Annotated in this window: 17 protein-coding genes and 1 other RNA gene; 4 read left to right on the forward strand and 14 right to left on the reverse strand. The window is 53.4% G+C overall.

The features are described 5' to 3' along the window. Positions 1-23 precede the first annotated feature (23 nt). The 8 genes from EOS97_RS04555 to EOS97_RS04595 form a co-directional block, all read right to left on the reverse strand. On the reverse strand, positions 24-917 hold the full coding sequence (locus EOS97_RS04555; RefSeq protein WP_000819372.1) for a transporter: 894 nt from the start codon (positions 915-917) through the stop codon (positions 24-26). Between the two features lie 455 nt (positions 918-1,372). Next, the gene (gcvP, locus tag EOS97_RS04565; protein WP_000194984.1) at positions 1,373-4,246 is read right to left on the reverse strand and encodes an aminomethyl-transferring glycine dehydrogenase; all 2,874 of its coding nucleotides are present in this window, start codon (positions 4,244-4,246) and stop codon (positions 1,373-1,375) included. A 162-nt stretch (positions 4,247-4,408) separates the two neighbouring features. Further along, positions 4,409-4,798: a glycine cleavage system protein GcvH gene (gcvH, locus tag EOS97_RS04570; RefSeq protein ID WP_001295377.1), complete on the reverse strand. Its 390-nt coding sequence runs from the start codon at positions 4,796-4,798 to the stop codon at positions 4,409-4,411. Positions 4,799-4,823: 25 nt separating this feature from the next. After that, positions 4,824-5,918, reverse strand: coding sequence for a glycine cleavage system aminomethyltransferase GcvT (gene gcvT, locus EOS97_RS04575; protein WP_000068741.1), 1,095 nt, complete (start codon positions 5,916-5,918; stop codon positions 4,824-4,826). Positions 5,919-6,372: 454 nt separating this feature from the next. Further along, positions 6,373-7,575, reverse strand: coding sequence for an FAD-dependent 2-octaprenylphenol hydroxylase (gene ubiI / locus EOS97_RS04580; RefSeq protein ID WP_001192144.1), 1,203 nt, complete (start codon positions 7,573-7,575; stop codon positions 6,373-6,375). Between the two features lie 125 nt (positions 7,576-7,700). Then, a complete protein-coding gene (ubiH, locus tag EOS97_RS04585) occupies positions 7,701-8,879 on the reverse strand; it encodes a 2-octaprenyl-6-methoxyphenyl hydroxylase (protein WP_000111127.1) in 1,179 nt (392 codons plus the stop codon). Further along, complete coding sequence (pepP, locus tag EOS97_RS04590; protein WP_000193682.1) at positions 8,876-10,192, reverse strand: Xaa-Pro aminopeptidase; 1,317 nt, start codon at positions 10,190-10,192, stop codon at positions 8,876-8,878. The genes ubiH and pepP overlap by 4 nt, the downstream gene beginning before the upstream one ends. Positions 10,193-10,217: 25 nt before the next feature. Further along, positions 10,218-10,796: a YecA family protein gene (locus tag EOS97_RS04595; RefSeq protein WP_000027237.1), complete on the reverse strand. Its 579-nt coding sequence runs from the start codon at positions 10,794-10,796 to the stop codon at positions 10,218-10,220. Between the two features lie 166 nt (positions 10,797-10,962). Between EOS97_RS04595 and zapA the strand changes: the two genes are divergently transcribed. From zapA to EOS97_RS04610, 3 genes are all read left to right on the forward strand, one after another. Next, the gene (gene zapA, locus EOS97_RS04600) at positions 10,963-11,292 is read left to right on the forward strand and encodes a cell division protein ZapA (RefSeq protein WP_001276011.1); all 330 of its coding nucleotides are present in this window, start codon (positions 10,963-10,965) and stop codon (positions 11,290-11,292) included. 41 nt (positions 11,293-11,333) lie between these two features. Next, positions 11,334-11,517, forward strand: a non-coding RNA gene (gene ssrS / locus EOS97_RS04605) — 6S RNA. Positions 11,518-11,537: 20 nt separating this feature from the next. Beyond that, positions 11,538-12,134 (forward strand): 5-formyltetrahydrofolate cyclo-ligase, encoded by a 597-nt coding sequence (locus EOS97_RS04610; RefSeq protein WP_000192754.1) that lies wholly within the window; start codon positions 11,538-11,540, stop codon positions 12,132-12,134. A gap of 381 nt (positions 12,135-12,515) precedes the next feature. On the opposite strand, the gene serA is transcribed toward EOS97_RS04610, so the two are convergent. Both serA and rpiA read right to left on the reverse strand, forming a co-directional pair. Next, the gene (gene serA, locus EOS97_RS04615; protein WP_001151627.1) at positions 12,516-13,748 is read right to left on the reverse strand and encodes a phosphoglycerate dehydrogenase; all 1,233 of its coding nucleotides are present in this window, start codon (positions 13,746-13,748) and stop codon (positions 12,516-12,518) included. A gap of 266 nt (positions 13,749-14,014) precedes the next feature. Next, positions 14,015-14,674, reverse strand: coding sequence for a ribose-5-phosphate isomerase RpiA (gene rpiA, locus EOS97_RS04620; protein WP_000189741.1), 660 nt, complete (start codon positions 14,672-14,674; stop codon positions 14,015-14,017). Positions 14,675-14,827: 153 nt separating this feature from the next. On the opposite strand from rpiA, the gene argP reads away from it, so the two are divergent. Next, positions 14,828-15,721: a DNA-binding transcriptional regulator ArgP gene (gene argP / locus EOS97_RS04625; protein ID WP_000828345.1), complete on the forward strand. Its 894-nt coding sequence runs from the start codon at positions 14,828-14,830 to the stop codon at positions 15,719-15,721. A 265-nt stretch (positions 15,722-15,986) separates the two neighbouring features. On the opposite strand, the gene EOS97_RS04635 is transcribed toward argP, so the two are convergent. The 4 genes from EOS97_RS04635 to fbaA form a co-directional block, all read right to left on the reverse strand. Next, positions 15,987-16,733, reverse strand: a complete 747-nt coding sequence (locus EOS97_RS04635; protein WP_000669854.1) for an oxidative stress defense protein — start codon at positions 16,731-16,733, stop codon at positions 15,987-15,989. Positions 16,734-16,826: 93 nt separating this feature from the next. Next, complete coding sequence (gene argO, locus EOS97_RS04640) at positions 16,827-17,462, reverse strand: arginine exporter ArgO (protein WP_000626863.1); 636 nt, start codon at positions 17,460-17,462, stop codon at positions 16,827-16,829. A gap of 187 nt (positions 17,463-17,649) precedes the next feature. Next, entirely contained in the window at positions 17,650-18,510 is an 861-nt protein-coding gene (locus EOS97_RS04645) for a small-conductance mechanosensitive channel MscS (RefSeq protein ID WP_000389833.1), read from the reverse strand. 232 nt (positions 18,511-18,742) lie between these two features. Then, complete coding sequence (fbaA, locus tag EOS97_RS04650; RefSeq protein ID WP_000034386.1) at positions 18,743-19,822, reverse strand: class II fructose-bisphosphate aldolase; 1,080 nt, start codon at positions 19,820-19,822, stop codon at positions 18,743-18,745. Positions 19,823-19,841 lie beyond the last annotated feature (19 nt).

Here is a 19,841-nt window from a genome sequence, read left to right on the forward strand (position 1 = left end):
GCGGGTAACACTTTGAACGAGTCTTACCAGGTCTTACCTATTTTAAATTCCCAGCGTACATCTTCCATTTTGGTTGGCGACTTCGCTTCCTGCATTACCGGGAAGAAGGCTCCGGCACCAAACCATAATTTCAGTGAATCGACGGCAATATTAAATGACGGACCAACAACCCATTCGGTAGTTCCAGAATGGTTATTAATTACGCTGCCATTAGACAGTTTTTTCGTTCCAGAGGCATTATTGCTGTAGGCACTTTCCAGACCAAGATCCAGCGGTAAATCGCTAAACATATACCGTACCTGGGTATTCCACTGGAATTCGTTACCTCGTTTCACGTCCTGGTTACCGCGCTCAAATGGTCCCTGATAGACAAAACCCATATCCCCTTTAATGTTAGGAGTAAATAATTTTGTTAAAGTGAGTGTTACTCTTCCTCCCCAGGCGCTATTCCCAGGCAAATGATTATCTCCATCTTGCCCGGTGGGTAGTAATACTGCCCCACCTACCGTAACCCAAAACGGATCACCTCTTCGCTGGCTCATTAAAGCATAATTGCCCCCCACCGATTGGTCGCCCATTCCCTCTATGTGCTCAGGAGACAGATTGTCTCGTTTGTTATTGATATAGGAACCCACAGTTGATAATTCCAGTCTGTCGGTCAAACCGTAACGAATCTTCAATAACCATATCTGGGAGTAAACATCCGGACTTCCGTGCCCCTCGATTTGATGATCTTTATCGCGAAATGAGCTATTCACGGCGGTTAATAACTTTCCTTCCGGCAATACTGAACCACCAGAAATAGCGGTATTAACTGGTGCACCTAATAGATTACTGGGATTATTTTCTCCGTTAGCTGCCATTGCATTCATTAATAGAAAATATGTCATTAATGGCAGAAATATAAATCGTTTCATTATTCCCTCCAGGTATAAAAAACAAAGCGCTAAGTTAATAAATATTTACGTTATTTATGCTTATTTTTAATTTATAATTTAAATTAATAACTTGATGAATTTAATATACGGAAATTTTTGTAACTATATTGAGAGGTAAATAACGATTCCGGAGGGAAACCATTTGTAACTACATGTAAATATACCGTGTTATTTTGATTAAATAACAGCAAAGTAAAAATGATGCACAATGAATCATTAGACTCTAAAAAACCGGCAATTTAATTCTGGCTAATACACTGATACAAACGCCAGGTTGCCTGACAGGAGCCAACGATTTACTGTAATATATTGAATTAGTAACACTTTGTAGCCTGAATAAGGCACTCACACTGCATCCGACATAAACAAAGCGCACTTTATTAACAAGCTGAAAAGGCGCCGAAGCGCCTTTAGAAAACAGTCGAATCAGCAAATTACTGGTAGTCGCTAATCGGTACGCAGGAGCAGAACAGGTTGCGGTCGCCATAAACATCATCCAGACGTTTCACCGTCGGCCAGTATTTGTCTGCCACGCCTGCCGGGAATACGGCAACTTCACGGCTGTACGGATGCGCCCACTCGGCGACCAGTTCGCTCTGAATGTGCGGCGCGTTCACCAGCGGGTTATCTTCCAGCGGCCAGACACCGGCTTTCACCTGGTCAATCTCTGCGCGGATAGCCAGCATCGCATCGATAAAGCGATCCAGCTCGGCCTTACCTTCAGATTCCGTCGGTTCAACCATCAGCGTGCCCGCCACCGGGAACGACATGGTTGGCGCGTGGAAACCGTAGTCGATCAGACGCTTGGCAATATCCAGCTCGCTGATGCCGGTTTCTTCTTTCAGCGGACGAATATCAAGAATACATTCGTGCGCCACACGGCCATCGCGACCAGTATACAGTACCGGGTACGCGTCTTTCAGACGGCTGGCAATGTAGTTAGCGTTAAGAATCGCGACCTGGCTTGCCTGCTTCAGGCCTTCTGCGCCCATCATGCGGATGTACATCCAGCTGATTGGCAGGATAGAGGCACTACCGAACGGCGCCGCAGAAACCGCGCCCTGACGGGTTAACATGCCTTCAATTTGCACCACGCTATGACCCGGTACGAACGGTGCCAGATGCGCTTTCACGCCGATCGGTCCCATGCCAGGGCCACCGCCGCCGTGCGGAATGCAGAAAGTTTTATGCAGGTTAAGATGCGAAACGTCCGCGCCAATAAAGCCCGGTGAGGTAATGCCGACCTGAGCGTTCATGTTCGCGCCGTCAAGGTAAACCTGACCGCCGAACTGGTGCACAACTTCACACACTTCACGGATCGTTTCTTCATAGACGCCGTGGGTGGAAGGATAAGTCACCATGATGCAAGAGAGGTTCGCAGCATGTTGTTCTGCTTTTGCCCGCAGATCGTCCAGGTCGATGTTGCCGTTCTTATCACAGGCGACTACCACCACCTGCATTCCTGCCATATGTGCAGAAGCAGGGTTAGTGCCGTGAGCAGAGGCCGGAATCAGGCAGATATCGCGATGCCCTTCGTTGCGGCTTTCGTGATAGTGACGAATCGCCAGCAGCCCCGCGTATTCCCCCTGTGCGCCGGAGTTAGGCTGCATACAGACGGCGTCGTACCCGGTGAGTTTCACCAGCCAGTCAGAAAGCTGGCTAATCATCTGATGATATCCTTCCGCCTGTTCCGGCGGGCAGAACGGATGCAGTTCAGCGAATTCCGGCCAGGTGATAGGGATCATCTCGGCGGCGGCGTTCAGCTTCATGGTGCAGGAACCCAGCGGGATCATCGCCTGATTCAGCGCCAGATCTTTACGCTCCAGCGAGTGCATATAGCGCATCATCTCGGTTTCGCTGTGGTAACGGTTAAATACCGGATGCGTCAGAATCGCATCGTCACGCAGCATACTTTGCTGAATGGAACGGCTATCAAGCGCCACGTCTTTATCCAGTGTTTCAATGTTCAGGCCGTGGCTGTCGCCCAGCAAAACATTGAACAACTGCGCCACATTCTCACGGGTGGTGGTTTCATCGAGCGTAATACCCACCGCGTTATGAATATCGCTGCGCAGGTTGATCTCTGCCGCTTCCGCACGCGCCAGTACCGCTGCTTTATCAGCTACTTCCACACACAGCGTGTCAAAGTAGTGCGCATGACGCAGCTTTAAGCCTTTCTGTTGCAGACCGGCCGCCAGAATATCGGTCAGGCGGTGGATACGATTCGCAATGCGTTTCAGTCCAACCGGTCCATGATAAACGGCATACAGACTGGCGATGTTAGCCAGCAGTACCTGCGAGGTACAAATGTTGGAGTTCGCTTTCTCACGGCGGATATGCTGCTCGCGAGTCTGCATCGCCATGCGCAGTGCGGTATTGCCCGCCGCATCTTTTGAGACGCCGATAATACGGCCTGGCATGGAGCGTTTAAATTCGTCTTTGGCGGCAAAGAACGCTGCATGCGGGCCACCGTACCCCATCGGTACGCCGAAGCGTTGCGCAGAGCCGAAAACAATGTCCGCGCCCTGTTTGCCCGGAGCCATCAGCAGTACCAGCGCCATAAAATCGGCGGCGACGCTGACCACAACTTTACGGGATTTCAGCTCAGTAATCAGTGCGCTGTAGTCGTGAATTTCGCCCGTGGTGCCTACCTGTTGTAACAGCACGCCAAACACATCCTGGTGATCCAGTGCTTTCGCCGCGTCATCCACAATGACGTCAAAGCCAAAGGTTTCGGCACGCGTACGCACGACGTCCAGAGTTTGCGGATGGACATCAGAGGCGACAAAGAACCGGTTGGCATTTTTCAATTTGCTGACGCGCTTTGCCATCGCCATCGCTTCAGCGGCGGCGGTCGCTTCATCCAGCAGCGAGGCGGAAGCCATGTCCAGCCCTGTCAGGTCCAGCGTCACCTGTTGGAAGTTGAGCAGCGCTTCCAGACGCCCCTGAGAGACTTCCGGCTGATAAGGAGTGTAGGCGGTATACCAACCCGGATTTTCCAGCATGTTGCGCAGGATAACCGGCGGTAGCTGCACGGCGGTGTAGCCCATGCCAATATAGGACGTGAAGCGCTTGTTACGCCCGGCGATGGCTTTTAATTCCGCCAGTGCGGCATATTCGGTTGCCGCCTCGCCAACCTGCGGCGGAGTCGCGAGCTGAATGTCTTTCGGCACAATCTGACCTGTCAGCGCGTTTAACGACTCGGCGCCAACCACATTCAGCATCTCTTGCTGCTGCGCGGCGTCCGGTCCGATGTGGCGTTCAATGAAAGCGCCGCGGTTTTCAAGCTGGCTTAACGTCTGTGTCATGGGCGATGGTTCCTGAAACGTGCAGTGAATCGTGATTGTCTCTAACTCAGTTGCCCGGTGGCGCTGACGCTTACCGGGCCTACGCGTGCGAAAACGAATACGCAAAATCATTCGCGTTGCAGTGAGTAGGCCGGATAAGCATTAGCGCCATCCGGCACAACATTATTCGTCTTCTAACAATGCCTCATACGCGGTGGCATCCAGCAGCGATTCAAGTTCGCTTTCATCGCTGGCTTTGATTTTAAAGATCCAGCCACCGGCATACGGTTCGCTGTTCACCAGCTCCGGGGAGTCGCTCAGCGCATCGTTTACCGCCACGATCTCACCGCTTACCGGCGCATAAATGTCGGACGCCGCTTTTACGGACTCCGCCACGGCGCAGTCGTCGCCCGCGCTTACGGTCGCGCCGACTTCCGGCAGATCAACAAAAACCATATCGCCCAACAGCTCCTGAGCGTGTTCAGTAATGCCAACGGTGTAAGTGCCATCCGCTTCTTTACGCAGCCATTCGTGTTCTTTGCTGTATTTCAGTTCTGCGGGTACGTTGCTCATCAATTAATCTCCAAAAAAGGATGAATCACGCGACGGCTTTGCCGTTACGCACAAAAACAGGTTTAGTCACTTTTACCGGCATTTCACGGTTACGAATTTGTACAATCGCCGTCTCGCCGATGCCCGCCGGAACGCGCGCCAGCGCAATGCTGTAGCCCAACGTTGGGGAAAACGTCCCGCTGGTGATAATGCCTTCTTGCTGATTGCCCTGCGCATCGGTAAAACGCACCGGCAATTCATTACGCAATACGCCCTTCTCGGTCATCATCAGACCGACAAGCTGCTCATGGCCTTTTTCACGCTGCATCTCCAGCGCCTCACGGCCAATAAAGTCGCGGTCAGCAGGTTCCCAGGCGATAGTCCATCCCATATTAGCCGCCAGCGGAGAGATACCTTCATCCATCTCCTGACCGTACAGGTTCATGCCTGCTTCCAGACGCAGCGTGTCGCGCGCGCCAAGACCGCACGGCTTCACGCCCGCCTCCACCAGCGCACGCCAGAAATCCGCCGCTTTTTCATTCGGCATGGCGATTTCATAGCCCGCTTCGCCGGTATAACCGGTGGTGGCGATAAACAAATCACCCTCCTGAACGCCGAAGAACGGCTTCATACCTTCTACTGCATGGCGCTGTTGGTCAGTAAACAGAGTCGCCGCTTTTTCCTGCGCATTCGGCCCCTGTACCGCAATCAGCGACAGGTCGTCACGAACGGTGATGTCGATGGCATAAGGTTCAGCGTGTTGGGTAATCCAGGAGAGGTCTTTTTCGCGGGTGGCGGAGTTAACAACGAGACGGAAGAAATCTTCAGTGAAGTAGTAGACGATAAGGTCATCAATCACGCCGCCCGATGCGTTAAGCATACCGGAGTAGAGGGCTTTACCCGTCTTCGTTAGCTTCGCGACGTCGTTTGCCAGCAGATAACGCAAGAACTCCCGGGTGCGGCTGCCATGAAGATCGACAATGGTCATATGCGATACATCAAACATCCCGGCATCGGTGCGCACAGCGTGGTGTTCATCAAGCTGAGAGCCGTAATGCAGGGGCATCATCCAGCCATGAAAATCGACCATGCGGGCGCCGCATAGCGTGTGTTGTTCGTACAAAGGCGTCTGTTGGGCCATCTTTTCCTCGTTGAATTAGCGGGGGCTAACAACCATTTTCATGGGAAATCTTCGCCACGAAACCTGGCATCGACGCCCTTTTTCCTGCGCCGACGCAAACGTTCTCTTGCTCCTGAACTTACCACCGAACCAGGCGCTAAACCATAAGGCTGAATTTACCATCACATTAGCTTATGACTAAAAAACGCTAAAATCCCATCAGCACAAAAAACCACTATTACGCTAAATAACCGTCATAAAAAGGAAGCTGATACGATTTACCACAACATAAATTAATATTAAATGCGGAAAAAATGTCGAAAATCGCGTTCGCCAAAAATAGTGGCATTAGAAAATATAATGCGAAATAAGCGGTGAAATTAGATTATTTCAAACGAGGAAAGCCCCCCGGCGCGATAGCCGGGAAAGCAAAGTGTGACGGGTTTCAAACTCTTGCTGGCGTGCAGTCAGACGCTTAACGAAGCCATTGCGGAAGGTCGTTTAGCCCCATTGCCTGGCGAAGCAGTTGGGGTTTGACGCCGGGGAGCGTATCCGCCAGTTTCAGCCCGATGTCGCGCAGCAATTTTTTTGCCGGGTTTTCGCCGGCAAACAGGTCACGAAAACCTTGCATCCCGGCAAGCATCATCGCCGCGCTATGTTTACGGCTACGCTCATAACGACGAAGATAAAGATGTTGGCCAATGTCTTTGCCCTGGCGCTGAAGCCGGCGCAGATCGTCCACCAGTTCGGCCGCGTCCATAAAGCCGAGGTTGACGCCTTGCCCTGCCAGCGGATGGATGGTGTGCGCGGCATCGCCGACCAACGCCAGACGATGCGCGGCAAACTGGCGAGCATAGCGGCCCGTCAGCGGAAAAACCTGCCGTTCGCTTTCCAGGCGGCATAAGCCCAGCCGATTATCGAAGGCGATAGTCAACGCCTGGTTAAACGCCTCGTCGCCGCTCTGTTGCATACGCTCCGCATCCTGCGGAGAAAGCGACCAGACAATGGAACACAGATGCGGATCGCTTAACGGCAAAAACGCCAGAATACCTTCACCATGAAACACCTGGCGAGCAACCGCGCCGTGCGGCTCTTCGGTGCGGATAGTCGCTACCAGCGCATGGTGACGGTAGTCCCAGAAAGTTAAGGGAATATCCGCTTTGTTACGCAGCCAGGAGTTGGCGCCATCCGCGGCAATCACCAGACGCGCGGTTAACATCGCGCCGTCTTTTAAAGTCAGGAAGGCGTCGTTCTCCCCCCAGGCGACCTGCTGTAACTCCGCTGGCGCCATTAAGGTGATATCCGCCGCTTGCTGCGCTTTTTGCCACAATGCGTAGTGAATGACGCTGTTTTCAACAATATGCCCCAGATGGCTATATCCCATGCTTGCGTCATCAAACGTAATACGGCCAAAGCTGTCTTTATCCCAGACTTCCATACCGTGGTAGCAACTTGCCCGTCGCGCTACAATGTTTGACCATACGCCAAGACGGGTAAGCAGTTTTTCGCTGGCGGCATTAATCGCCGACACCCGAAGCTGAGGCGGGGCATCGTTCGCCAACGGCTGGGGAACAACGTGATCCAGCACCGCAACGCGCAAACCGCTCCCCTGCAAGCCGCAGGCGACAGCCAGTCCCACCATGCCTCCGCCAACTATTGCTACATCAACACTTTGCACTATTTACTCCTGGAAACCGGAACAATCAAAACCGTAGGCCGGATAAGGCGAAGCTGCCATCCGGTATTTTTACGAACACGATGCCGGATGGCGGCGTAAATGCCTTATCCGGCCTACAGATCTGCTTAACGCGCAACCCAACCTAAGGTCCGCTGTGCCAGCGCATCGCGCGCAGGCGGTAATAATTCCATCGCCATTAAACCGATATTGCGCCCAATAACCAGCGGCGCCCAACGATTTGCAAACAGATGGACCAGACCGTTCGTTACGCCAATCGTCGTATCCCGGTCAACCTGACGACGCTGCTGATAGCGCGATAACACGTGCCAGGCGCCAATATCCTCGCCCGCGTCCTGTGCCGCGACCAGCGTTTCCGCCAGGCTCATGACATCACGCAGACCGAGATTAAACCCTTGTCCGGCGATAGGATGCAACGTCTGCGCCGCATTGCCGACCACGACAGTCCGGTGAGTAAACACTTTCGCCGCCGTAGTCAGGGCAAGCGGATACGCGCTGCGCTTACCGGCCTGAGTAATTCGCCCCAGCCGCCAGCCGAACGCGGCCTGCAATGCATGGCAGAACTGCGCGTCGGACCAGCTCAGCACCTCATCGCGCTGGTCGAGCGGGTGACACCAAACCAGCGAACATCGGCCATGCGACATCGGCAACATCGCCAGCGGGCCATTGGGAGTAAAACGTTCAAAGGCGCGTCCCTGATGCGGGATAGCGGTCGCGACATTCGCTATCACCGCTAACTGTTCGTAAGGCTCCTGATGCCAGTCAACGCCGCAGGCTGACGCGAGCGCGGAGTGGGTACCGTTAGCCGCCACCAGCACGCTGCCAGCTATCACATTGCCGTTTTCCAGAGTGACGTTAACTTGCTGTTGGGTACGCGACACGCTGGCTACGCGCTCCGGGCAGTGCAGCGTAACGCCTGGCGCTTTACGCAAGAGCGCAAACAGACGCAGCCCGATATCATGCAGCTCCGCAACGTGCCCCAACGCTGCCAGACTGTAGTCCTGCGCGTCGAGAGTCACAAATCCGGCATGGCCGCGATCGCTGACGTGTACGGTGTTGATTGCCGTTGCGCAATCGGAAATCGCCTGCCAGACGCCAATTCGCGCCAGTTGCTGACAAGTGCCCGCCGCCAGCGCAATCGCTCTGGCGTCAAAGCCGGGATGACCGTCGGCTTCAGGCGCTTTCGCTTCAATCAGGTGTACCGGCAACATCCCATGACTGAACTGAGAGATGGCCAGCGCCAGCGTCGCGCCTGCCATGCCGCCGCCAACGATAATGACGCTCATTGCTGCCGCGCCGCCGCCATTAATGCTTCAATGTCATCCGCCTTCTTCACAACGCCAGCGGTCAGGTTTTCATTACCGGTTTCGGTAATGACAATGTCATCTTCAATTCGAACGCCAATGCCGCGATACGCTTCCGGCACGTCGGCATCCGGCGCGATATAGAGGCCTGGCTCTACGGTCAGCACCATGCCCGGCTCCAGGGTACGGGAGCGATCCGGCCCATAAACGCCGACATCATGAACATCCAGCCCCAGCCAGTGGCTCAAGCCATGCATAAAGAAAGGACGATGCGCATTTTCGGCAATCAGTTGATCAACCTCTCCTTGCAAAATCCCCAGCTTCACCAGCCCGGTTATCATGATGCGCACGACTTCGCCGGTCACCTCCTGAATAGAGGTACCAGGACGGAACAGTCGCAGGCTGGTCTCCAGCGATTCCAGAACGATGTCATAAATTTCACGCTGAGCTGGCGTAAATTTCCCGTTCACCGGGAAAGTACGCGTGATGTCGCCCGCGTAACCTTTATATTCACAGCCCGCGTCGATAAGCACTAAATCGCCGTCGCGCATTTCACTTTCGTTTTCAGTGTAATGCAGGATACAGCCATTTTCGCCGCTGCCGACAATGGTGTTATAGGAGGGATAGCGCGCGCCGTGGCGATTAAATTCGTGGTGAATTTCCCCCTCCAGCTGATACTCAAACATCCCCGGACGGCATTTTTCCATCGCGCGGATATGCGCCAGCGCGCTAATTTCCCCGGCGCGGCGCAGGACAGCAATCTCTTCCGGCGATTTGAACAGGCGCATCTCATGGACGATCGGTCGCCAGTCAGTCATGGTGGCCGGCGCGGTCAGATTCTGGCGGGAGCCTTTGCGCAGCTTCTCCAGCGCAGCCAGAACAATCTCGTCGGCATACGCATATTCGCCCTGCGCGTGGTACACCACATCCAGACCATTAAGCAACTGAAAGAGTTGCTGGTTGATTTCGCTAAACGCCAGCGCCCGGTCAACGCCCAGTTTTTCCGGCGCGGCATCCTGTCCTAAACGGCGACCAAACCAGATTTCCGCCGTCAGGTCGCGAACGCGGTTGAACAAAACGCTGTGGTTGTGGGTGTCATCACTCTTAATCAGTACCAGCACGGCTTCCGGTTCGTTAAAACCGGTGAAATACCAGAAGTCGCTACTCTGGCGATACGGATATTCACTGTCTGCGCTGCGCGTCGCCTCCGGCGCGGCAAAGATCAGCGCGGCGCTGCCGGGCTGCATTTGCGCCAGTAATGCCTGGCGACGGCGTTGGTATTCCTGCTGAGTCATGACATGGCCTCCATTTCGTTTTTTCTTAGTGTAGCGTCGGTTTACGCACTTCCGGCGCGGTCGGCTGTTGGCGCGTGAAAGTGTCATGACATAACAGCGCCGCAACACGGACATATTCGATGATCTCTTCGAGCGACATCTCCAGCTCTTCCTGATCTTCGCTCTCATCATAACCAAGCTGCGCAATATTACGCAGGTCGTCAATCGCTTCACCCGTTTCGCCGGTGACTTTATCAAGTTTAGGCTGCGTTACGCCGAGGCCAAGCAAAAAGTGGTTAACCCACCCGGCTAAGGCATCTGCGCGATCGAATACGCTGACATCGTCGCCTTCAGGCAGATAAAGCTGAAAAAGAAAGCCGTCGTCTTCCAGCGCGTCGCTGGTCGCCGCGTGCATTTTGCGCAGCGCCTGAGCAAGCTCATGCCCGAAGGCCAGACCTTCGTTCGTCAGGTCGTGCAACAGCGGCTGCCATGAGCTGTCGTTGTTGCCGCCGCAAATCATCCCGCTGATTAAACCATGCATTTCAGCCGGGGTCAGACCGGTCCCTTGTTGATTCAAAAACCGGTTCATTTCGTTGTAACCAGGCATTTCGTTCTGTATAGACATAAGCATTCGTCATCAAAGGGAGGATATTCATGATATGCTACCACTTTGGACCCTGGTGAACCAGAAAAGGGCTTGTATCTTCACACCAGGGTAGCTATAGTGTCGCCCCTTCGCGGACCCTGGGTCTGGAGACGAAGGCAGCGCAGTCAATCAGCAGGAAGGTGGCATGTCTGCACAACCCGTCGATATCCAAATATTTGGCCGTTCACTGCGAGTGAATTGCCCGCCTGACCAAAGGGATGCGTTGAATCAGGCTGCGGACGATCTGAATCAGCGGTTGCAAGATCTGAAAGTTCGCACTAGAGTCACAAATACTGAGCAGTTGGTTTTCATTGCCGCATTGAATATCAGCTATGAGTTAACTCAGGAAAAAGCGAAGACCCGCGATTACGCGGCGAGCATGGAACAACGTATTCGGATGCTACAACAGACCATCGAACAGGCGTTGCTTGATCAAGGTCGCATAACCGAAAAAACGGGCCAAAACTTTGAATAACACTTTTCGCTTTACTATGGTAAAGTGATTGTGAAAACAGAATTTCTCTGAGATGTTTGCAAGCGGGCCAGTCCCCTGAGCCGATATTTCATACCACAAGAATGTGGCGCTCCGCGGTTGGTGAGCATGCTCGGTTCGTCCGAGAAGCCTTAAAACTGTGACGACACATTCACCTTGAACCAAGGGTTCAAGGGTTACAGCCTGCGGCGGCATCTCGGAGATTCCCCTTCTGACTGGCAACAGCCATGACGCAACTTCCCGAACTCTCTTTATCACGACAAGAAATCCGCCGAATAATTCGGCAACGTCGCCGTGCGCTGACGCCAGAGCAGCAACGCCGTTTTGGTCAACAGGCCGCCGCCCGAATGCTCAGCTTTCCTCCCGTCGTGATGGCGCACACTGTCGCCGTGTTTCTCTCCTTTGATGGCGAACTCGACACCCAGCCGCTGATTGAACAGCTATGGCGAGCGGGCAAGCGCGTCTACCTTCCGGTTCTTCATCCCTTCAGCCCTGGCAACCTCCTGTTCCTGCACTATCATCCGCAGAGTGCGCTGGTGACCAACCGCTTAAAGATCCAGGAGCCACGGCTTGATGTCCGCGACGTATTACCGCTGGCAAAGCTGGATGTGCTGGTAACGCCGTTAGTGGCGTTTGACGAAGACGGGCAGCGCCTGGGAATGGGCGGCGGATTTTATGACCGTACGTTGCAAAACTGGCAGCAGCATAAGATCCAGCCCGTGGGCTACGCGCATGATTGCCAGTTAGTAGAAAAGCTGCCGGTTGAAGAGTGGGATATCCCGCTGCCTGCGGTGGTAACGCCATCCAAAATTTGGGAGTGGTAGCCGTGTTTTGCCGATTGACAGCGTCGCTTTTTTGACCTAAATTTCTCGGTGAAGGGTGAGGGAGGCGAACCTCCCTCCTGCGTACTCTCTGTTAATATGCTGGCGTAGCGATGATTAACAGGATCAGCAGCATGATGACGTATCTCATCATCGTCCCTTTCCTTTTTAGAGCCCCTGCTTCGCCAGGGGCTTTCCCGTTTCAGCGCTATGCTGAGCCCTTATCGTAAATTCCTTTTATTGCTGTACAACACGCAACGCTGCCTTTAATTACCAATTGCGGCAAGGCTCGAAAACAGAATGTATGCGTTACACGAAGAGATGTTGAGGCAGGGAAACCAGAAGAAAGGATGGGCAGGTCATCTCCTGCCCATTTAGAGGAAATTAGTACAGCAGACGGGCGCGAATGGTGCCCGGAATCGCCTTCATCGCCAGCAGCGCTTTCTCCGCCACATCGCCATCGGCTTCTATATCAATTACCACATACCCCATTCGGGCGGAGGTTTGCAGATACTGTGCGGCAATGTTAACGCCCTGCTCGGCAAAGATCTGGTTAAGCGCGGTCAATACGCCCGGGCGGTTTTCGTGGATGTGCATCAGGCGACGACCGCCGTGCAGCGGCAGCGACACTTCCGGGAAGTTCACGGCGGACAGCGTCGAGCCGTTATCCGAGTACTTAATCAGTTTTCCTGCGACTTCCAGACCGATGTTTTCTTGCGCCTCCTGCGTCGAGCCGCCGATATGCGGCGTCAGGATCACGTTATCGAATTCGCACAGCGGAGAGGTAAACGGATCGCTATTAGTGGCCGGTTCCGTCGGGAAGACGTCGATAGCCGCCCCCGCCAGATGTTTCGTCGCCAGCGCGTCGCACAAAGCCGGGATATCCACTACCGTACCGCGCGCGGCGTTAATCAGCAGCGAACCCGGCTTCATCAGGGCAATCTCTTTTGCGCCCATCATGTTTTTGGTGGAGGCGTTTTCAGGTACGTGCAGACTGACCACATCGCTCATATTCAGCAATTCAGACAGGTGCTGCACCTGAGTTGCGTTACCAAGCGGCAGTTTATTTTCAATATCATAGAAATAGACATGCATCCCCAGCGATTCCGCCAGAATGCCCAACTGCGTTCCGATATGGCCGTAACCGATAATGCCAAGCTTTTTACCGCGCGCTTCGAACGATCCCGCCGCCAGTTTATTCCATACGCCGCGGTGCGCTTTGGCGTTCGCCTCCGGCACGCCGCGCAGCAGCAGCAACAGCTCGCCAATCACCAACTCCGCCACGGAACGGGTATTCGAGAATGGCGCGTTAAAGACCGGAATACCGCGTTTTGCCGCCGCATTTAAATCCACCTGGTTGGTGCCGATGCAAAAACAGCCAATCGCCACCAGCTTCTCTGCGGCGTTAATCACTTCTTCTGTCAGATGAGTACGGGATCGCAGACCGATGAAGTGGGCATCGCGGATGGACGCTTTCAACTGTTCAGCGTCCAGCGCGCCCTTGTGATATTCAATGTTGGTGTAACCTGCCGCACGAAGGCTTTCCAGCGCCTTTTGATGCACCCCTTCAACCAGCAGAAATTTAATTTTATCTTTCTCCAGCGATACCTTTGCCATTTCCCCGATCCTGTCTTTTTTTGCCATCTGATGTTGTGTATGGATTTGCATCCGTCCTTCAACATATCAAAAAAAATTATCACGGCAATATGAACGTTTGCGCCAGCGTCGTGAAGGAATCGCATACAGCGGGAAATAGCAGATGAAAATACCGGGAATAACTTTTTCTTTGGAGGGATCGGCAGGGCAAACGATTAAACGTGATACATGTCACCAAATTTGCCCTGACCGAATTTTTTACGCGGCAGGAAATACGCCTGGCGGGATCATTTTACGATGGTTTTCACCCCGTCCGGCGTGCCGATCAGTGCGACATCGGCGCCACGGTTGGCGAACAACCCTACGGTCACGACGCCTGGAATCGCGTTAATGGCGTTTTCCAGCGCGATGGGATCAAGGATTTCCATACCATAAACATCCAGAATCACGTTGCCGTTATCCGTGACCACGTTCTGACGGTACTCCGGACGCCCGCCCAGCTTCACCAGTTGACGAGCGACCGCGCTGCGCGCCATCGGAATCACTTCGACCGGCAACGGGAATTTGCCAAGAATATCCACCTGTTTAGAGGCATCCGCAATACAAATAAATTTCTCTGCCACGGAAGCAATAATTTTCTCACGGGTTAATGCCGCGCCGCCGCCTTTGATCATCTGCATGTGACCGTTGATTTCGTCCGCGCCATCGACATAGATACCCAGGCTATCCACTTCGTTGAGATCAAACACATGAATACCGAGGCCTTTGAGTTTTTCAGTCGAGGCGTCCGAGCTGGAGACCGCGCCTTCAATCTGGCCTTTCATTGTGCCCAGCGCATCAATAAAGTGTGCGGCCGTTGAGCCTGTACCAACGCCCACAATGGTGCCGGGCTGTACATACTGAAGTGCCGCCCATCCTACCGCTTTTTTCAGTTCATCCTGCGTCATAGATCGTTTCGCCTGTGGTGTGAAAATACAGCCGCATTATAGAACATTGTCGGGAAAAATCTCCGTGTCCGTACACAGGCTACGGATTTCATCTGTACCGACGGCAAATTTATGTCATAGTGCGAAAAAAAATAACAGGAGCATGACACAACAATGAAACGTCCGGACTACAGAACACTACAGGCGCTGGATGCCGTTATACGTGAACGAGGATTCGAGCGCGCCGCCCAGAAGCTGTGCATCACGCAATCCGCCGTCTCACAGCGCATAAAACAGCTTGAGAATATGTTCGGACAACCTTTGTTGGTGCGTACCGTTCCTCCTCGCCCCACGGAGCAAGGGCAAAAATTACTGGCTCTGCTGCGTCAGGTTGAACTGCTGGAAGAAGAGTGGCTGGGCGATGAACAAACCGGCTCTACACCGCTGCTGCTGTCGCTGGCGGTTAACGCCGATAGTCTGGCGACCTGGCTGCTTCCGGCGCTGGCGCCGGTGCTGGCGGACTCCCCTATCCGTCTCAATTTACAGGTGGAAGATGAAACGCGCACGCAAGAACGTCTGCGGCGCGGCGAGGTGGTGGGCGCGGTGAGTATTCAGCATCAGGCGTTGCCCAGTTGCCTGGTAGACAAACTGGGCGCACTCGACTATCTGTTTGTCGCGTCAAAGCCGTTTGCCGAGCGCTATTTCCCCAATGGCGTTACCCGGTCGTCGCTGCTGAAAGCGCCCGCCGTCGCGTTCGACCATCTGGATGATATGCATCAGGCCTTTTTGCAACAGAATTTCGATCTACCGCCCGGCAGCGTGCCGTGCCATATCGTTAATTCATCCGAAGCGTTTGTACAGCTTGCGCGTCAGGGCACGACCTGCTGCATGATCCCTCACCTGCAGATTGAGAAAGAGCTGGAAAGCGGCGAGTTGATCAACTTAACGCCTGGTTTGCTACAGCGCCGGATGCTTTACTGGCACCGCTTTGCCCCAGAAAGCCGGATGATGCGCAAAGTGACCGACGCGCTGCTGGAGTACGGGCACAAGGTGCTGCGTCAGGATTAGCCTCTCTATGAATGCCGGATGGCGGCGTGAACGTCTTATCCGGCCTGCATGACCCCTTATTCCCTCGTCACTTCTTTGAAGTTCATCACAAAATCATTGCGTTCAGGCGGCAAAAAACGACGCGCCATTGGCTATTTTTTGCTGGCGACAAGGCGATTCAAAACGCTCACCGTATTAGCAAATCTTCATTTCATTGCGTAATACGGAGCAAAAAACGAGAACACCGGGAGAAAACGCGGCCTGGAAGCGCCCAGGCCGGGCAAGATTACTGCGTGCTGGCGGCCGTTGTCGACGTCTGCCCTGTTCCAGGTTCAAGCTGGAATACCACATCGACCTGATCGTCGAACTGAATGGTCGGCTGCTCGTAAGTTTCCTGCGCGGATACTGGCGCAGCATCTGCGGCTTTCATCATTCGCACCACCGGACTCGGCTGATAATTAGAGACATGATAACGAACGCTGTAAACCGGCCCCAATTTGCTGTTAAAACCGGCTGCCAGCGCTTGCGCCTGATGAATCGCGTCATCAATGGCGGCTTTGCGGGCCTTGTCTTTATAGGCGTCCGGTTGCGCCACGCCCAGCGATACCGAACGAATCTCGTTCAGACCCGCCTTCAGCGCGCCGTCCAGCAGCGAATTAAGTTTATCTAACTGACGCAGCGTCACCTCAACGGTTCGCACCGCGCGATACCCTTTCAGAATGCTTTTACCGTTTTGGTAATCATAATCCGGCTGCGTGCGCAGATTCGCCGCGCTAATGTCTTTTTTCGCAATCTGATTTTGCTCAAGGAAGGAAAGATATTGCGCCACGCGCTCATCGGCCTGCTTCTTCGCCGTCGCCGCATCCTTCGCCGCGACGTTCACTTCAATCGCTAAGGTGGCGATATCAGGCACAGCATCGACGCTTGCCGTACCGGAAGTCACGATGTGCGGGCCTTCCGGCAATTCGCTTGCCTGCGCCGACATTGCACTTAAACCCACTAATGCCGCCAGGGCCATCACTTTGAACTTCACAGTCTCTCCTCCATATTGCAGTCATTGCCCTGATATACAGGGCGCATGCAGGCAAGCTTAGCGGATATCGGCCTGTTGTCCATCAGACAACGCTTAGTTGAAAAGCGCGTGCATATGCGCGACGCCTTCCCGCGCCAGTTGGAAGGCGATAAGCCACATCACCACCCCAACCAGAATGTTGATAATGCGTTGAGCTTTCGCCGTACGCAGTCGAGGCGCAAGCCAGGCCGCCAGTAGCGCTAACCCAAAAAACCATAAGAACGACGCGCTAATCGTGCCGAGGGCGAACCAGCGCTTTGGCTCCATAGCCAGTTGTCCGCCGAGACTGCCCAACACGACAAACGTATCCAGATAAACGTGCGGATTCAGCCACGTTACCGCCAGCATCGTAGCAATAATTTTCCAGCGCCCCTGCTTCATAACCTCGGCGCTGGCCAGCTCCAGATTACTGCTCATTGCCGTTTTCAGCGCGCCAAAACCGTACCATAACAAGAACGCGACCCCGCCCCATGTGACCAGCGCCAGCAGCCACGGCGACTGCATCAGCAACGCGCTACCGCCAAAAATACCGGCGCTAATCAGGACTAAATCACTTAACGCGCAAAGCAGCGCTATCATGAGGTGGTACTGGCGACGAATTCCCTGATTCATCACAAACGCATTTTGCGGGCCAAGCGGAAGGATCATGGCGGCGCCAAGGGCAAACCCTTGAAAATAATAAGATATCACGTTAACTACCCTGAGCTGTTTTTCTTAAAGGCAGACTATAGCGCGGGAATATTATTAGCGGAAATTGATAATTTTAATCACTAATAAGAAAAGCTAATGAAGAGACTGAATAACGGATGGCGGCTACGCTTATCCGCTCAATAACCAGAGAATACTGGAGGCGGATAAGCGCAGCGCGGGAGGAAAATTACTCCGCGGCGTTATCTTTCACGCGTTTAAAATTGACGTCCATCTGCGGGTACGGGAAGCTAATACCAGCGGCGTCGAATTCACGTTTAATACGTTCCAGCACGTCCCAGTAGACATTTTGCAGGTCGCTGCTTTTACTCCAGACACGCACCACAAAATTAATTGATGAGGCGCCCAGCTCATTCAAACGCACCGTCATTTCGCGATCTTTTAAAATACGATCGTCGGACTCGATAATCGTCGTTAGCAGCTGTTTCACCTGATCGATATCCGAATCGTAGGCCACCCCAATAATGAATTCGTTACGGCGAACCGGCTCACGAGAATAGTTGATGATATTTCCCGCGATAATTTTGCCATTCGGAATCACAATAATTTTGCCGTCTACCGCGCGCATTGTCGTGGAAAAGATTTGCACGTTCAGTACCGTACCGGCAACGCCGCCCAAATCGACATACTCACCGGCGCGGAACGGACGGAACATAACCAGCAATACCCCAGCCGCAAGGTTAGAAAGCGATCCCTGTAATGCCAGGCCAACGGCTAAACCGGCGGCGCCCAGTACTGCGATCACCGACGCCGTTTGTACCCCCACGCGACCCAGAGCCGCAATCAGCGTAAAAGCGATAACCCCATAGCGCACCAGCGCAGAAAGAAAGTCGGCCACTGTCGCATCAATATGACGCGCACGCATCAGACGATTTACCGTATTGGAAATCACACGCGCTACAATCAAGCCGATGATGATAATAGCGATAGCCGCAACAATATTCACAGCATAGCTGAGCAATAACGCCTGGTTGCGTACCAGCCAGGTGCCCGCACCATTTATGCTGTCGACAACATTCAAATCTTCCATTCAATATTCCTTGGTCATAGCAAAACAAGCAAATGAGATCATTCTCACGAAAAGAACTTTTTAAAGGTAAACAAAAACAGAGGAATATGCCATTTTTCGGCATCATCCCAAAACCCAAAAAGGCAGATACATTGTGAGTTGGCCGGATGAAAGCGCTAACTAACGCCGCTCTCCGGAAATAACTATAAAAAAATGGCTTCCCGAGGGAAGCCATTTCAATCAGCAGACTATATTACAGAACGTCAATCGCGTTCAGTTCTTTAAATGCTTTTTCCAGACGAGCGATCATCGAAGTCTGGCCAGCACGCAGCCATACGCGCGGGTCATAGTATTTCTTATTCGGCTGATCTTCGCCTTTCGGGTTGCCCAGCTGACCTTGCAGATACGCTTCGTTTTCTTTGTAGTAGTTCAGAACACCTTCCCAGGTTGCCCATTGGGTATCGGTATCGATGTTCATTTTCACTACGCCGTAGCTTACGGAGTCTTTGATTTCCTGAGCAGTAGAACCGGAACCGCCGTGGAAAACGAAGTTCAGGCTGTTGTGCGGCAGGTTGTGTTTCTTAGAAACATAGTCCTGAGAATCACGCAGAATGGTCGGGGTCAGAACCACGTTACCCGGCTTGTAAACGCCGTGTACGTTACCGAAGGAAGCGGCAATGGTGAAACGCGGGCTGATTTTGCTCAGCTCAGTGTACGCGTAATCAACGTCTTCCGGCTGGGTGTACAGGGCAGAAGCGTCCATGTGGCTGTTGTCCACGCCGTCTTCTTCGCCACCGGTGCAACCCAGTTCGATTTCCAGAGTCATGCCAATTTTGGACATGCGCGCCAGGTATTTGGAGCAGATTTCGATGTTTTCGTGCAGAGACTCTTCAGACAGGTCAATCATGTGAGAAGAGAACAGCGGTTTACCGGTAGCCGCGAAGTGTTTTTCACCCGCGTCCAGCAGACCGTCGATCCACGGCAGCAGTTTCTTCGCGCAGTGGTCAGTGTGCAGGATAACCGGCACGCCGTAGTGTTCAGCCATCTGGTGAACGTGATGCGCGCCAGAGATAGCGCCCAGGATTGCCGCGCCCTGAGGTACGTCAGTTTTCACGCCTTTACCCGCGATGAAGGAAGCGCCGCCGTTGGAGAACTGAACGATGACCGGCGCTTTAACTTTTGCAGCGGTTTCCAGAACAGCGTTGATGGAATCAGTGCCCACGCAGTTAACTGCCGGCAGAGCAAAATTGTTTTCTTTTGCTACCTGGAACACTTTCTGTACGTCATCACCAGTGATCACGCCTGGTTTTACGAAATCAAAAATTTTAGACATGTTTCGTTGTCCTGTATCG

Origin of the sequence: Salmonella sp. SSDFZ54 (assembly GCF_004010735.1) — a bacterium.
Classification (GTDB): Bacteria; Pseudomonadota; Gammaproteobacteria; order Enterobacterales; family Enterobacteriaceae; genus Salmonella; species Salmonella enterica.

Excerpts from the sequence above, each read along its gene's own strand:
- EOS97_RS04555 (WP_000819372.1), bottom strand. The coding sequence starts at position 917 with ATGAAACGATTTATATTTCTGCCATTAATGACATATTTTCTATTAATG.
- gcvP (WP_000194984.1), bottom strand. The coding sequence starts at position 4,246 with ATGACACAGACGTTAAGCCAGCTTGAAAACCGCGGCGCTTTCATTGAA.
- gcvH (WP_001295377.1), bottom strand. The coding sequence starts at position 4,798 with ATGAGCAACGTACCCGCAGAACTGAAATACAGCAAAGAACACGAATGG.
- gcvT (WP_000068741.1), bottom strand. The coding sequence starts at position 5,918 with ATGGCCCAACAGACGCCTTTGTACGAACAACACACGCTATGCGGCGCC.
- ubiH (WP_000111127.1), bottom strand. The coding sequence starts at position 8,879 with ATGAGCGTCATTATCGTTGGCGGCGGCATGGCAGGCGCGACGCTGGCG.
- pepP (WP_000193682.1), bottom strand. The coding sequence starts at position 10,192 with ATGACTCAGCAGGAATACCAACGCCGTCGCCAGGCATTACTGGCGCAA.
- EOS97_RS04595 (WP_000027237.1), bottom strand. The coding sequence starts at position 10,796 with ATGTCTATACAGAACGAAATGCCTGGTTACAACGAAATGAACCGGTTT.
- zapA (WP_001276011.1), top strand. The coding sequence starts at position 10,963 with ATGTCTGCACAACCCGTCGATATCCAAATATTTGGCCGTTCACTGCGA.
- EOS97_RS04610 (WP_000192754.1), top strand. The coding sequence starts at position 11,538 with ATGACGCAACTTCCCGAACTCTCTTTATCACGACAAGAAATCCGCCGA.
- serA (WP_001151627.1), bottom strand. The coding sequence starts at position 13,748 with ATGGCAAAGGTATCGCTGGAGAAAGATAAAATTAAATTTCTGCTGGTT.
- rpiA (WP_000189741.1), bottom strand. The coding sequence starts at position 14,674 with ATGACGCAGGATGAACTGAAAAAAGCGGTAGGATGGGCGGCACTTCAG.
- argP (WP_000828345.1), top strand. The coding sequence starts at position 14,828 with ATGAAACGTCCGGACTACAGAACACTACAGGCGCTGGATGCCGTTATA.
- EOS97_RS04645 (WP_000389833.1), bottom strand. The coding sequence starts at position 18,510 with ATGGAAGATTTGAATGTTGTCGACAGCATAAATGGTGCGGGCACCTGG.
- fbaA (WP_000034386.1), bottom strand. The coding sequence starts at position 19,822 with ATGTCTAAAATTTTTGATTTCGTAAAACCAGGCGTGATCACTGGTGAT.